The sequence below is a fragment of the Nocardia mexicana NBRC 108244 genome (assembly GCF_001613165.1).
In the GTDB taxonomy this organism is placed as follows: Bacteria; Actinomycetota; Actinomycetes; order Mycobacteriales; family Mycobacteriaceae; genus Nocardia; species Nocardia mexicana.
In genome coordinates, this window is the sequence record NZ_BDBV01000001.1 from 32,134 (window position 1) to 45,077 (window position 12,944).

A 12,944-nucleotide genomic window follows, 5' to 3' on the forward strand; every position below is an offset into this window, starting at 1 on the left:
ACGGACGTCGTTCGAATGTCTGATGTCGTTGCACCGGTCGCCTCGCTGTTTCGCCTCTCCGACGAGGTGCGTGATGCGCTCGCCCGGGGGCGGCCGGTCGTCGCGCTCGAATCCAATGTGGTGGCGCACGGCTTCCGGCGCCCCGACAATGTCGCGGTCGCAGGCGAGGTCGAGCGGGCGGTGCGCGCCGGCGGCGCGGTACCCGCCACGATCGCCCTCGTGGACGGCCGGATCGTGGTCGGGACCGATGACCGGGATATCGAAAGATTAGGTACCGCAACCGATGTCGCCAAGGTGACCACCCGTGACATCGCGGTGGCGCTGGCGCGCGGCGGACTGGGGGCGACCTCGATCGCGGCCACCATGGCGATCGCGGACCGGGTGGGCATCGCGACGGTCGCCTCCGCCGGACTGGGCGGGGTACATCGCGGCGCGGAGACGACGATGGACATCTCCGCCGACCTCACCGAGCTCGCGCGCACCCGCCTCATCGTGGTGTGCGCGGGCGTGAAGAAGATTCTCGACGCCGGACTGACGCTGGAGTTCCTGGAGACGCAGGGCACGCCGGTGATCGGGTACAAGCATCGGGAGTTCCCCGCTTTCTATTGCCGGGACAGCGGTTTCAGCACTCAGACGCGAATCGACGACCCGCGCGAGATAGCCGAGATCGCGCGGTTGCATCGGCAGCTGCCGGGTGCAGGCTCGCTGCTGATCACCCACCCGATCCCGGCCGCGGACGCACTGGACGGCGAGGCGATCGAGGCGGCGATCCAGCAGGCGCTGGCCCGCGCGGACACCGAGCACATCACCGGTCCGGCGGTCACCACGTTCGTACTGCGGGCCGTCGACGCCGCCACCGGTGGCGCCGCGGCCGCCGCCAACCGCGCGGTGCTGATTAGCACGGCCGAGGCCGCAGCCGAAATCGAAACTGCCCGTGCGGCTTTGGAGCAGGGAGCACGGTCCGGGGACCGAGCCGTTCCCAGCAGCGACACCGCGCGCCGGGATCCGATCCGCACCGCCCCGCAGGGAGGACTCACGCATGTCGAGCGATAAGACCGCCGCACCGATCAATCACGGAAGTACAGCAACACAGCGTTCGGCGCTGCTGTTCGATCTGGACGGCACGCTGCTGGATACGCCGCGGGCGATCGCCGAGCAGATGTCGCTGGCGGTCGAGGCGGTTACCGGCGTGCGGCCCGAAGTGGAGGCCGCGCGCGCCCTGATCGGGGCGCCGCTGGAGCGAATGGCGGGGTCGCTGTCCGGCACCGACCCGGATTCGCCTACCGCGCAGGCAATTTCGGCCGACTACGTGACGCGGTACCGCGACCTGATCGTTCCGAAGGCGGCCGATCTGCTGTTCTCCGGGGTACGCGGGGGCCTGGAGCGACTGGCCCGCAACGGTTTCGCACTCGCCGTGGTCACCAGCAAGAAGCACCACAGCGCCGAGCTGATCCTGGACGCCGCGGGCATCCGGGAGCTGTTCGAGGCGGTGGTAGGCGAGGACGACGTGGATCATCCCAAGCCGCATCGCGACAGCGCCGACGCGGCACTGGCGGCCCTCGGACTCGAGGCAGCGGGCCCCGGCGGCGCCGTCGTCGGCGATACCGCCGCGGATATCGGATTGGGTTCCGCCATCGGCACTTTCACCGTCGGCGTCACCTACGGGGTGTACTCGACCTACCAGATCACCGCGGCCGCACCGGATTCCGTGGCCCACACCTTCGACGACGTCACACGCATCGTTCTCGCCCGGATTGGAAAGTGAGCACCAGCCCATGACCGCATGGACCCGCCCGACCACCGAACCCGTGCCGCTGGACCGCTATCTGGGCGTCAACGTCTTCGAACTGCCCAAGCAGCCGGGACTGATCGCCCTGCACACCGAGGCCCGCAGCGCCGACACCGGCCAGGAGCGTTTCGTGCGCGCGGCCGGGCGCATCATCCGATTGCTGCTGGAAACCGCACTGTCGCACCTGGAACACCGCCCCCGCGCGGTCACCACACCCACCGGCTACACCTACGAGGGGCTCGAACCCGCGGCGCCCGCGCTGTACGCGGTCTCGATTCCGCGCGCGGGCGATGCGCTGGAGGGCGGGCTGCGCGAGATCCGGCCCGACACCCGGTTCGGCAAGATCCTGATCCAGCGCGACCCCACCACCAAGCAGCCCACGCTGTTCTACAGCAAGCTGCCGTCCGGCATCGCCGACGGCGAGGTGCTCCTGCTCGACCCCACCATCGCCACCGGCGGCACGCTGCTGACCGCGGTCAACGAGCTGATCGCCGCCGGGGTGGCCGAGCACCGGATCGTGGTGGTCAACGTGCTCACCTGCCCCGAGGCACTGGCGACGGTGCTGACGCGGCGGCCCGATCTGCGGATCGTCACCTCACACATCGACGAGAGCCTCACCGACCAGGCGTTCATGCTCCCGGGAATCGGGGACTTCGGGGATCGCTTCCACGGCACGGTGGCGGGGGTCTGACGCATGGGAACACCCGCGAACCTCCTCGACCTACTCGAAGCGCACGTGCACCGACATCCGGAAGCCATTGCGTGCGTCGATGATTCGCGTGCGCTGAGCTACGACGAGCTGTCGCGGCAGGTTCACGACTGGGCGCGGGCGCTGCGTGCGGCCGGTGTGGCGCCGGGCGATGTGGTCGGCATCTATCTGCAGCCCTCGGTCGACCTGGTCGTCGCGGTCTGGGCGGTGCTGCACGCCGGAGCCGCGTATCTGCCGCTGGCAGTGGACTATCCGGCCGAACGCATCGCCTATATGGCGGCCGACAGCGGAGTGCGGGTGGTGCTGACGGATACCGCCGGCGAGGCGCGGGCGCGCCGTGTGCTGCCCGCGCAGGTGCGGGCCCTACCGGTATCGGAGCTCGGTGATGCATCTGTCCGTGCGCAAGGTGTGCGGGGGCGGCATGACGCGATCCGGCGTGGTCGGCACCACCAGCACGGTGAACGCGAGCCGGATCCGTCGATTGCGGCTCTGCCACCCACTGCGGCCGCACCCTCCGCCCCCGCATCCGACGGTGGCTCGGCCCGGGCCCGTTTCGGTGACGACGGGCCCACTGGATCGGAACTCGCCTACACCATCTACACCTCCGGAACGACGGGTTCTCCCAAAGGCGTACTGCTGCCGCACCGCGCCATCGCCAACCAGATGTCCTGGCTGGGTAGCGAACTCGCTCTCGGGCCGGGGACGCGGATTCTCCTGAAGACCCCGGTCAGCTTCGATGCCGCGCAGTGGGAGCTGCTGGCCAATGCCTGCGGGGCGACCGTCGTCGTCGCACCGGCCGGAACGCACACCAGCCCCGAGGACATCCGGGATCTCGTTGTCCGCGAGGCGATCACGGTGCTGCAGTGCGTTCCGACCGTGTGGGCGGAACTGGCCGCGATACCCGATATCGGCGCGGCCACCACCCTCCGGACCGTGGTGAGCGGCGGCGAGGCGCTGCCGACCACGGTGGCCGCGCGGCTGCGGGAGGTACTCCCGGGACCGCGCAAGATCAATCTGTACGGTCCCACCGAAGCCACCATCAACGCCACCTGGTTCGACTTCACCGAGGCCGATCTCACCGGTACGGCGGTAGTGCCGATCGGCCGGGCCGTCGACGGCTGCCGCACGACCGTGGTCGACGAGTCCGATCGCGAGGTCCCGGCCGGACAGCTCGGCGAATTGCTCATCGCCGGAATCCAATTGGCCGACGGCTATCGCAACCGTGACGATGCCACCGCGGAGCGGTTCGTGACATCGACCATCGGCGGCGCACACGAACTCCGGTACCGCACCGGCGATCTCGTGCGTCGGCGCACCGACGGCGTGCTCGAATTCGTCGGCCGCAACGACGAACAGGTGAAGGTGAACGGGCACCGCATCGAGACCACCGAGGTCCGGGTGTGGATCGAGGCGCATCACTGGGTTCGGTCGGCCGCAGTGCTGCCGTGGGTTTCCGAGCGCGGTGTCACGCAGCTGGCGGGCTTCATCGAACTGGATCCCGACGAGGCGCCGCTGATGGATCAGGGCCGGGCCGCGCGCCACCACCGGTCCAAGTCGACCCGCACCCAAGTCGCCGCGCAACTGGCCGGGCTGGGGGTGCGGGAGTTCGCCGCCGCACCCGATCTCGAACTGGCCGGTGCGCAACCCACGGCGGAGCAGGAACGGCGGGTGTTCGCCCGCAAGACCTATCGCACGTTCACCGACTCCGCCGTGGACCTGAGCACGATCGAGCAACTACTGCGGCAGTTGCCGATCCGTGGCCGCGGAGCCGCCGAACCCCTCGAGATCACCGCGCGATCACTGGGTGCGCTGCTGCGCTGGTTCGGCCCGTTCCACAGCCCGGATCGCCTGCTGCCCAAGTATTCCTACGCCTCACCGGGCGCGCTCAACGCCACACAGATCTATCTCGAGACCGACGGCCTGCCAGGGCTCGCGCCGGGGGTGTACTACTTCCAGCCGCTGCGGCACGCGCTGTACCGGGTCGGGTCGGCGACCCGACCCGGGCTGCATCTGCACCTGGTCGGGCTGCCCCGGGTGATCGAGTCGGTGTACGTCACCAACGTCCGCGAGGTACTGCATTTCGAGGCGGGCCACCTGCTCGGAGTGCTCGACGAGGTGGCCGGGGACAACGGCTGGCAGGTACGTGCCGCCGCGGTCCGCGTGGTCGACGGTGTGACGGAAGGGGTCGTGACCGCCACTGTCGCCATTGGTACCGGTGCGCAGCCTGTGGGCGACGAACCGCCGGTGCAGGCATTCGTCCAGGTGCACGGCGATGCCTCGGAAGCCCGGCAGGGGCTGTACCGATTCACTTCTGCCGGAATGGAATTCGTGACCGAGCGCAAGATCGAGCGGCGGCATGTGATCGCCGTCAACCAGCGCTCCTACGACCGGTCCGCACTCGCCGTCGCGCTCACCACTCCCGCGGACGCCGGGTGGGACGGATTCACGGCGCTCGGCCGGGCGCTGGCACACTTGCAGCAGCTCGGAATCGACGCCCGGGTCGGATTCATGTCGGCCGGATACTCGTCGCTGACCGGGCGGGACCTGCCCTCGGCGCGACGACTGAACGATATCGTCACCGGCACACCGCAGCTCAGCTACTTCGCGCTGGCGGGGCATGTCAGCGATGAGCAGCTGTCCTCGACCGGTATGGCCGAGGACGCGGTGCACATGAAGGGTCCGGAGGAACTGCTGAAGGACGACCTGCGGGCCGTGCTGCCGCCGTATATGGTGCCGTCCACCATTCAGGTGCTGGATCGAATCCCGCTGTCGCAGAACGGTAAACAGGACAGGACCGCGCTGTCGCGGCTCGCGGGTGAGCTGAACAGGCGCGCGGCCAGGCCCGCCGATCCGCCGAACGGCGCACGGGAGTCCAGGGTGGCCGGAATATGGTCGCGGACACTGGGTTACGAACCGGTGTATCGCGGCGACGACTTCTTCGCGCAGGGCGGCAACTCGATGTCCGCGCTGCGCCTGATTCGTACGCTCAACGCCGAGCTGGGTACCTCGCTTCCCGTACAGGCGATCTTCCAGACGCCGACACTGGTCGAATTGGCCGCGGCGACAGCCGAAGACGCCTCGTCCGCACCGCCGAAGCCCGCACGCCTGCTGCGGCTCGCCGGGGCGACGGCGACCGCGACGACGGTGCTGTGGCCGGGACTCGGGGGCTATCCGATGAGCCTGCGCGCACTGGCCCGGGAGCTCGCCCAGCACGGCCAGGCGGTGTACGGCATGCAGGCGCGCGGCCTCAACGCCGGGGAACGGCCACACGACAACCTCGACGACCTGGTCACCGACGACCTGGACGAACTGCTGGCTCGCGCGCCCGCCGAACCGCTGCGCCTGGTCGGATACTCCTTCGGGGCCCGGGTGGCGGCGGAGGTGGCGCAGCGGCTGATCGCCCGCGGTCACGACGTCGAACAGCTGGTGCTGATCGCGCCCGGGTCGCCCGTGATCGCGGCCGCGGGGCCGGATACCGGCGAAATCGGTTACGAGAACCGCTATTTCAAGCGCGTGCTGAGTTCGGTGTTCAGCGGCCGGACGGACCCGCACTACCGGGCCGAGCTCGACACTCTCGGCAGCCGTTCCGAATTCGTGGAGCTGATATCCGCTCACGAGCCCGGTTTCGCCCGGGATACGGTCGAGCGGATCGTGGCCGTGGTCGAACACACCTACCGCCTCCGGCACCAGCCGACCGGGGTCGATCAGGACCTGCTCGACCGCAGCCTGTATCTGCGCGCCCGCGGCGACGGGCCCGCATTCGCCGACGTACCCGTTGCGCCGCTGCGGCTGCGCAGCACGCCGGTGAGCAACCTGCCGTACCACCACTACGAGATAGTGACCGCCGGTGCGCTCGATATCGCCGCCGCGGTCCTGGAGCAGAGCATGAATCGGGAGCTGGTCTGATATGCCGCACGTGGAGATCTCGCACTTCGCCGCGGAGCTGGGTGACAGCGCCAAGCGCCGCCTGGAATCCGATCTGGTGGCAGCCGTGACTCGCGCGTTCGGCGTTGCCGAGGACGCGATCTCGATCGGACTCGAGGCCGTCGAGCAGGAGCACTGGCAGCAGCGGGTATACGGCCCGCTGATCACAGACCGGCCCGCAGGCACGTCGCTCCTGCGCGCACCGGGCTACTGATGGCGGCGCAGGACGGCGGTGACGCCGCCGGGACGAGCAGCGTCGACCCGCGACCTCGGACGGTCGATGCTTCCACCTCGTCTGCGCCGCCGCTCAGCGCAGCGCGGCTGGCGGTGCTGGTCGCCGTCATAGCCGCGGTCGCCGTGAATCTGCGGCCCGGCATTGCGACGGTCGGGCCCGAATTGGACGAGATCACAACAGCTCTCGGGGCCGGGGCGCGGGCGGCGGGGGTCATTACCGCGTTGCCGGTGATCGCCTTCGCCGTGGTGAGCCTGGTGGTACCGCTGGTGCGCGGCCGAATCTCGGTGCGGGCGGGGCTGTTCGGGGCACTCGCGGTGACCGGGGTGAGCCTGGCGATCCGGCCCTGGGGCGGTCTGTGGCTCTTCGCCGTCACCACGTTCACCGCCTCCCTCGGCGTCGGCCTGCTGGCCGTGCTGCTGCCCGCGGTCGTCCGGGCGAGCGGCAACACGCGAGTGCTGGTGACGACGTTCACCACCGCGCTACAGGCCGGTGCCGCCCTCGGATTCGCCACCGTCGTACCGCTGTCGGATCTGTTCGGCGGATGGCAATGGGCCCTCGCCGTGTGGGCGGTGCTCGCGCCGCTGGGCATTCTCGCGCTCTGGCGCTCCCCCACAACGGGCACGGGCAGCCCGGTATCTGCGCGCGGCGAGCAAGCAACGCGTGCGGGCGAGCATGCCACTTCCCCGAAGACGACTCCGCACGGGCAGTCCCCGGACGGACGGTCGGCGGGCTCCGTCAGCACGAAGAACACGGACACCGCGGACACAGGCGTGAATGTCTCGAACTCGCGGGCCGCCAACCCGATCACGATCCTGCGGGACACCGGCACCGTCGGCCTCGCAGTGTTTTTCGGGCTGCAGGCGTTGGTGGCGTTCGTGGTGATGGGGTGGCTGCCGTCGGTGCTGCGGGATGCCGGGGTCGGGGCTTCGGCCGCCGGTGGGTATCTCGGCCTGCTGACCTTCCTCGGTGTGCCGCTCAGCCTGACGGTGCCGCCCCTCGTGGCCCGTTCGGCGCGTCCGGAGCGCTGGCTCGCGGGGTTCAGCCTGTTCACCGTGCTGGGCGTGCTCGCCTTCCTGGTTGCCCCGTCCGCCGCGCCGCTGCTGTGGTCGCTGATCCTCGGCACCGGACTGGCGGTGTTCTCGCTGGCCCTCACCGTGATCACCGTGCGCGCGGGCGCCGCCGACCAGGCGGTAGAGCTGTCGGGCGCGGTGCAGGGCGTCGGCTACGTCATCGCGGCGATCGGGCCGTACGTGATCGGGGTGTTCCGACAGCTCGGCGACGGCTGGGCGCTTCCGCTCGGAGTGCTGCTGGCGACCGCGGTAGCGCAGGCGCTGGTCGCCCTGTCCCTCGGCGGCAACCCGAAACCGACTGCGGACAAACAATTCTCAGACGACAACGGGAGGCGCACCCCATGACGACCAAGGTCCTCGAGGACGTATCGGACCTGCTCGACGATCGCACCCACCACATCGAGTTCAACGGCCACCTCACCAACCATGTCAAGCACGCGGTGGTGGCGCTGGCCGCGATCGGGGCCTCCGAGCAGCGAATCCGCGAGTACTACCGCGAGTACGCCCGCCTGACCCCGTACGGGTTCCCACTCGAGCCCCGCCGGACGTCCACACAGGTCATCGATTCGGACAACTGGCGCGAATTCCTCGGTCAGCGTGTCCATTTCGACGCCTATCTGACTTTTTTCGACCGCGAGGTGGACGAACGCGGCATCACGGGAGCGGTCGCCACGTACGCTCCCGAACTGTTGCGCGGATGGATCGGCGCGTTCACGCACGCCGCCATCCACCTCGGTTGGGCGGTCTGGGCCGAGCACCCCGGGCTCACCGCGGAGGCCCTTGCCTACCTGGCCTTCTCGTTCGTGCGCAGCGTCGGGGATGAGCGCACGGCGGGTCCGGAGGTCGCTGCCGCCGATCCCCTGGAATCTCTGTTTCGGCTCAGCGATCGGTGGTCCGGCGACTCTCGTTTCCGGGACGCGGTCGAGACGGTTGTCGACGACACCAACACCTTCACCGAGTTGCACCCCGAACTGAACCGCTCGGGTTTGCAGGCCCGAGTGGCGAGTGTCGCGGCCGCGGATATCGCGGACCTGACAGACACGCCCGCATGGATTCACGCTCTGCCGGATGCCGAGCGGCGCGAACGGGTGCGGCGCGCCGTGACGCTGCTGTACCTCGCGCAGCCCGGCGATTTCGTTGTGCTGCACTTGATTACGTCGCTGTTCGCACTGGAGGTCATTGCCGACGCCCTCGGCACGCCCGAGGCCACGGCCGCCGTCTACGACCTGTACTGGGCCGGGGCGCGCATCATCACCGCGGCCGAACGCAAGTTCCCGGCCGCCGCGAAACTCCGCGAACTCGACGCGCTGTATGCGGACCGGAAATCCGGCCGGACCGCCCACGCCCTGGACGAATTCGACGTCGCCGCCCGCCGCGCCTGGCTCGAGGACGAGGAACACAACCCCAAACTCGTTTTCGTCCTGCGTACCTGGTGGGACGCCTCCGACTGGACGGCCTATCGCCACGCCGCGGCTCAGTTCACCCGCACCCCGGAGCTTCCCGCGAGCTTCGCCGAACCGCCCACCGAATAGCCCCATCAACCGTATTTCCGGCGGGAGGGCCGATGTGCCGAACCGGCCGAGAACAGGATTTCTTGTGACCGAAGTGATTTCGAACGTACTGCAGGAGCTGCTGTACAAACGGTACGGCGCCGCCGCACCGGCCGCCGACGGCGCGGACAACCCGACGCTCGAGGTGCTGCTGCGGCATCGCACCGTACGCAACTATCTGCCGGGTACGGTGAGCGAATCCGAGCTGCGGCTGATCCTCGCCGCGGCGCAGTCGGCCTCGACCTCGGCCAATTTCCAGTTCACCAGCGTGGTCGTCGTCGATGATCCGGTACTGCGAGATCGCCTGTCCGAGTTGGCCGGTGGGCAGCAGCTGATCCGGGACGCCGCGGTGTTCCTGGTCTGGATCGCCGACTGGTCGCGCAATGTCGCGATCGCCACCGAACACGGCCACACCATCGAGGCCACCTCGTATCTCGACAGCGCGATCTCCGGCATCGTGGACGTCACCCTGTCGGCGCAGAACGCCGCGGTCGCCGCCGAATCCCTGGGCTACGGAATCACTTTCGTCGGCGCGCTGCGCAACAATATCGACGCCGTCATCGAGGCGCTGGCGCTGCCCGCGTGGACCTTCCCCGTCTACGGGCTGGCCATCGGCATCCCCGACCCGGCCGACCCCGCCGACATCAAACCCCGCTACGGCCAGAGCGTGGTCGTGCACCGCAACACCTACACCCCGCCCACCGCCGCGGACGTCGACGACTACCTGGCCCGCATCAACACCTACTACCGCGAACAAGAACTCCCCGCCGACTGGGTGAAAAACCGCCTGGCGGGCCGAATCTCCACCAAGGAGAGCCTGCACGGCCGCCAGCACATCCGAAGAACCTTCAACAACCAGGGCTTCGAACTGCGGTAGACCCCCCGACACCCACCTACCGGTCGGCAATGCTCCAATTCCCGCACCCCATATCGGTTCTCGCACCCCTTGCAAGGGCTTGCAAGGGGTGCGGGAACCAGTACGGGGTGCGGGAACGTGTTGTCTGCCGACCGGTAGGCACTCCCTATCGCAGCCAGGTGTCGTGGAACTGTAGGCGGCCTGAGGCCTCGAACTTCAAGTCCTGCACCGTATTCGACACGCCGATGGCCTGGGACAGCTCGATGGTCGGGATGTACAGCCCGTTGTCGATCACCAGCTGCTGAGCGTGGCCGATGAGCTGCGCACGGGCGGCAGGGTCGACCGCCTGCAGCTGCTCCGAGAGCGCCTGGTCCAGCGGGGGAATCGGCCCGCGCACATTGAGATTTCGATCGGCGAGCCCGAACTGGGTGCGCAGGATGTCGCCGTCGGCGCGGGTGAGGTTGTAGTACAGGGAGTCGTAGTCCTTGCTGTTCTGCCGCGCCGTGTACTCCGCATCGGCCGCGACCTCGAGCCGTGCGTCGACACCGACCTTGCGCAGCTGCTGCTGAATCAGCTCCAGGATCGCCTGATTCCCGGCGAACGCCCGCGAGAACAGCACCCCGAACGACAGCCGGACACCGTCCTTTGCCCGGATGCCGTCGCTCCCCGGCACCCATCCGGCCTGATCGAGAAGTCGCTTCGCCGCATCGGCGTCGTATCCGAGTCGACCCGAGAGATCCACGTGTGCCGGGGTTTTCGACGACAGCGCGCCGTCGGCGGCCCGGAACTGCGGGCCGAGCACGGTATCCACCAGTTCCTTGCGGTCGACCGCCGTTTCCAGTGCGGTCCGCACGGCCGGATCCCGCAGCGGGCCGCGGGTGACGTTGGGCTGAATCCCGAACGGCAGCCCCGGGTTCGAGGTGACCTGCACCGTCCCGCCCGTGGCCTCGATCTGCGGGACATCCTGCGGCAGCGCGTCACTGATCGCGTCCAGCTGATCGGAGGACAGGCTCCCGGACCGCACCCCCGACTCCGGAACCACCCGGAATTCGATGCGATCCAGATAGGCCTCCCCTTGCTGCGCGAAAACCGCCGAGCCCCACGAGTATCCGGTTCGCTTCGCCAGCGTGGCGGAGGAACCCTGCCGATACTCGGCATAGGTGAACGGGCCGCTCCCGATATTGTCGCCCAGGCAGCGCTCGTCGGCCGATTTCGCCGTCGTGGCATCGGCGAGGATGCCCAGTTGCGGGGTCGAGGAGGCCTGCAGGAACTGCGCGTTCGGGCGGTCGAACTCCACTCGCGCGGTCAGCGGATCCGGTGCGGTCGTGCCGGTATATCCGGCCAGGTAGCTCGCCGCCAGCGGCGCCTTGGCCCCCGTGAGCGTGCGGACGATCGCGTCGAAATTCTTCTGCACCGACGCGGCGGTCACCGGCGTGCCGTCGCTGAACGTCACACCCGGCCGCAGGTGGAAGGTGAACGCCTTCGCGTCCGGACTCACCTCCCAGCTCTGCGCCAGCCACGGGGTGATCTCGCCGGTGCCCGGATGCTGATCGGTCAGCGAATCGACGATCTGCCTTGTGACATACAGGGTTTGGTTGGTTCCCGCCTGCGCCGGATCGGAGCAGGTCGGCGCGAGCGACAGGCCGTAGCGCAGCGTGCCGCCCGGCCGCGGCGGACCGGCCGGACCCTCGGCGCCCGTGCCGGAACCGCACGCCGCGAGCGTCGCGGCCGCCGCGACGACACCGAGCAGGGCCACTGGTCGTTTCATCGTGTTCTCCAGGTAGGTCACGGCTGCTTCTTCGGCAGGCCCGGCGGATTGATCTGCGAGGCCCGCACCGCCTCGCCCTGCAGCCCCCAGCGAGCGAGCAGCTTCTGGTAGGCACCGTGCTCGACGGCGTACTGCAGCGCCTCGTGGACGGGCCCGATCAGGCCGTTGTCCTTACGGGTCAGCACCGCGATCTCGGCCTGCAGCGCATCACCGGCGCCGGAGTAGGTGGTGAGGATCTTCGTCTGCCCCGCGGTCGCGGAGTGGTACACCGCGACCGGGTTGGGGCCGAGGAAGCCGTCGATGCGGTGCGACGACAGCGCCAGGTAGTAGTCGGTGGTCTGCTGGTAGTAGGCGATGTCGATCTTCGGCAGCCCCTCGGCGGCGTTGAGCTCGTTCCAGTGCACCAGCAGCTGTTCCTGATTGGTCCCGCTGCCGACGCCGATTCGCTTGCCCGCCAGCGATTTCCGATCCTTGTACTCCCAGTTGCTGTCCTTGGGCACCTCCAGCGCGACATTGTCGAGCCGGTAGGTGGCGAAGTCGTACTTCTCCTTGCGTTCCTCGGTGACGGTGACATTGGAGACGAACGCGTCCACCGCGCCGGAGTCGACGGCGACGAAATTCTGCGCCCAGTCGGCGGAGCGCAGCTCGAGGCGCAGCCCGAGTATCTCGGCGATCAGGGCGGCGAAGTCGACCTCGGAGCCGATATAGGTCCGGTCGTCCGAGGCGGTGAACCGCAGCGGCGGCCCCGTGGTCGCGGATCCCGTGACGATCAGCGTGCCGCGGTGCCGGACGGCCTGTGGCACCTTGGCCGCGATGGCGTCCACCTTGTCGGCGTGCACCCGGCCGGGCTGCTCGGGCGACAGATCGAAACTCTGGCCGTCGGCGGTGCGCACCTCGTTCTCGGGGTCGTCGGTGCCACACGCGCCCGCGAGCAGCGTGACGGTGAGCAGCGCGGCGGCCAGCGCGCGGACACGTCCGCGACGGCCGTTGCGGGCGAAGAACATTGGATTTCCTTACTTCCGAACCGAGAGGCGCGAGCGGGA

General features: G+C 69.0%; 10 protein-coding genes. 8 read left to right on the forward strand and 2 right to left on the reverse strand.

Features of this window, described 5'->3' with window-relative positions:
* Nucleotides 1-15: 15 nt before the first annotated feature.
* The 8 genes from NM1_RS00155 (at nucleotide 16) to NM1_RS00190 (ending at nucleotide 10,154) form a co-directional block, all read left to right on the forward strand.
* A complete protein-coding gene (locus NM1_RS00155; protein WP_068012361.1) occupies nucleotides 16-1,053 on the forward strand; it encodes a pseudouridine-5'-phosphate glycosidase in 1,038 nt (345 codons plus the stop codon).
* The gene (locus NM1_RS00160; protein ID WP_084519006.1) at nucleotides 1,040-1,765 is read left to right on the forward strand and encodes an HAD family hydrolase; all 726 of its coding nucleotides are present in this window, start codon (nucleotides 1,040-1,042) and stop codon (nucleotides 1,763-1,765) included. The genes NM1_RS00155 and NM1_RS00160 overlap by 14 nt, the downstream gene beginning before the upstream one ends.
* 10 nt (nucleotides 1,766-1,775) lie before the next feature.
* Nucleotides 1,776-2,480, forward strand: coding sequence for a uracil phosphoribosyltransferase (upp, locus tag NM1_RS00165; protein ID WP_068012363.1), 705 nt, complete (start codon nucleotides 1,776-1,778; stop codon nucleotides 2,478-2,480).
* 3 nt (nucleotides 2,481-2,483) lie between these two features.
* Nucleotides 2,484-6,404 (forward strand): amino acid adenylation domain-containing protein, encoded by a 3,921-nt coding sequence (locus NM1_RS00170; protein ID WP_068012365.1) that lies wholly within the window; start codon nucleotides 2,484-2,486, stop codon nucleotides 6,402-6,404.
* A 1-nt stretch (nucleotide 6,405) separates the two neighbouring features.
* Nucleotides 6,406-6,636 (forward strand): tautomerase family protein, encoded by a 231-nt coding sequence (locus tag NM1_RS00175; protein WP_068012366.1) that lies wholly within the window; start codon nucleotides 6,406-6,408, stop codon nucleotides 6,634-6,636.
* Complete coding sequence (locus tag NM1_RS00180) at nucleotides 6,636-8,072, forward strand: MFS transporter (protein ID WP_068012368.1); 1,437 nt, start codon at nucleotides 6,636-6,638, stop codon at nucleotides 8,070-8,072. Before NM1_RS00175 ends, NM1_RS00180 begins: the two co-directional genes overlap by 1 nt.
* Nucleotides 8,069-9,259, forward strand: coding sequence for a questin oxidase family protein (locus tag NM1_RS00185; protein ID WP_068012376.1), 1,191 nt, complete (start codon nucleotides 8,069-8,071; stop codon nucleotides 9,257-9,259). Before NM1_RS00180 ends, NM1_RS00185 begins: the two co-directional genes overlap by 4 nt.
* Nucleotides 9,260-9,323: 64 nt before the next feature.
* Nucleotides 9,324-10,154 (forward strand): nitroreductase family protein, encoded by an 831-nt coding sequence (locus NM1_RS00190; RefSeq protein ID WP_169814173.1) that lies wholly within the window; start codon nucleotides 9,324-9,326, stop codon nucleotides 10,152-10,154.
* Nucleotides 10,155-10,299: 145 nt separating this feature from the next.
* Here the strand turns inward: NM1_RS00190 and NM1_RS00195 are convergent, their stop codons facing one another.
* Both NM1_RS00195 and NM1_RS00200 read right to left on the reverse strand, forming a co-directional pair.
* Nucleotides 10,300-11,901 carry an ABC transporter substrate-binding protein gene (locus NM1_RS00195; RefSeq protein WP_068012800.1) on the reverse strand — a complete coding sequence of 534 codons (1,602 nt, stop codon included), beginning with the start codon at nucleotides 11,899-11,901 and terminating at the stop codon, nucleotides 10,300-10,302.
* Nucleotides 11,902-11,918: 17 nt separating this feature from the next.
* Nucleotides 11,919-12,905, reverse strand: a complete 987-nt coding sequence (locus tag NM1_RS00200; RefSeq protein ID WP_068012379.1) for an ABC transporter substrate-binding protein — start codon at nucleotides 12,903-12,905, stop codon at nucleotides 11,919-11,921.
* Nucleotides 12,906-12,944: the final 39 nt, after the last annotated feature.

Bases quoted from the DNA above. Each gene is read 5' to 3' on its own strand.
- NM1_RS00155 (WP_068012361.1), top strand. From the start codon at position 16: ATGTCTGATGTCGTTGCACCGGTCGCCTCGCTGTTTCGCCTCTCCGAC.
- NM1_RS00160 (WP_084519006.1), top strand. From the start codon at position 1,040: ATGTCGAGCGATAAGACCGCCGCACCGATCAATCACGGAAGTACAGCA.
- upp (WP_068012363.1), top strand. From the start codon at position 1,776: ATGACCGCATGGACCCGCCCGACCACCGAACCCGTGCCGCTGGACCGC.
- NM1_RS00170 (WP_068012365.1), top strand. From the start codon at position 2,484: ATGGGAACACCCGCGAACCTCCTCGACCTACTCGAAGCGCACGTGCAC.
- NM1_RS00175 (WP_068012366.1), top strand. From the start codon at position 6,406: ATGCCGCACGTGGAGATCTCGCACTTCGCCGCGGAGCTGGGTGACAGC.
- NM1_RS00180 (WP_068012368.1), top strand. From the start codon at position 6,636: ATGGCGGCGCAGGACGGCGGTGACGCCGCCGGGACGAGCAGCGTCGAC.
- NM1_RS00185 (WP_068012376.1), top strand. From the start codon at position 8,069: ATGACGACCAAGGTCCTCGAGGACGTATCGGACCTGCTCGACGATCGC.
- NM1_RS00195 (WP_068012800.1), bottom strand. From the start codon at position 11,901: ATGAAACGACCAGTGGCCCTGCTCGGTGTCGTCGCGGCGGCCGCGACG.
- NM1_RS00200 (WP_068012379.1), bottom strand. From the start codon at position 12,905: ATGTTCTTCGCCCGCAACGGCCGTCGCGGACGTGTCCGCGCGCTGGCC.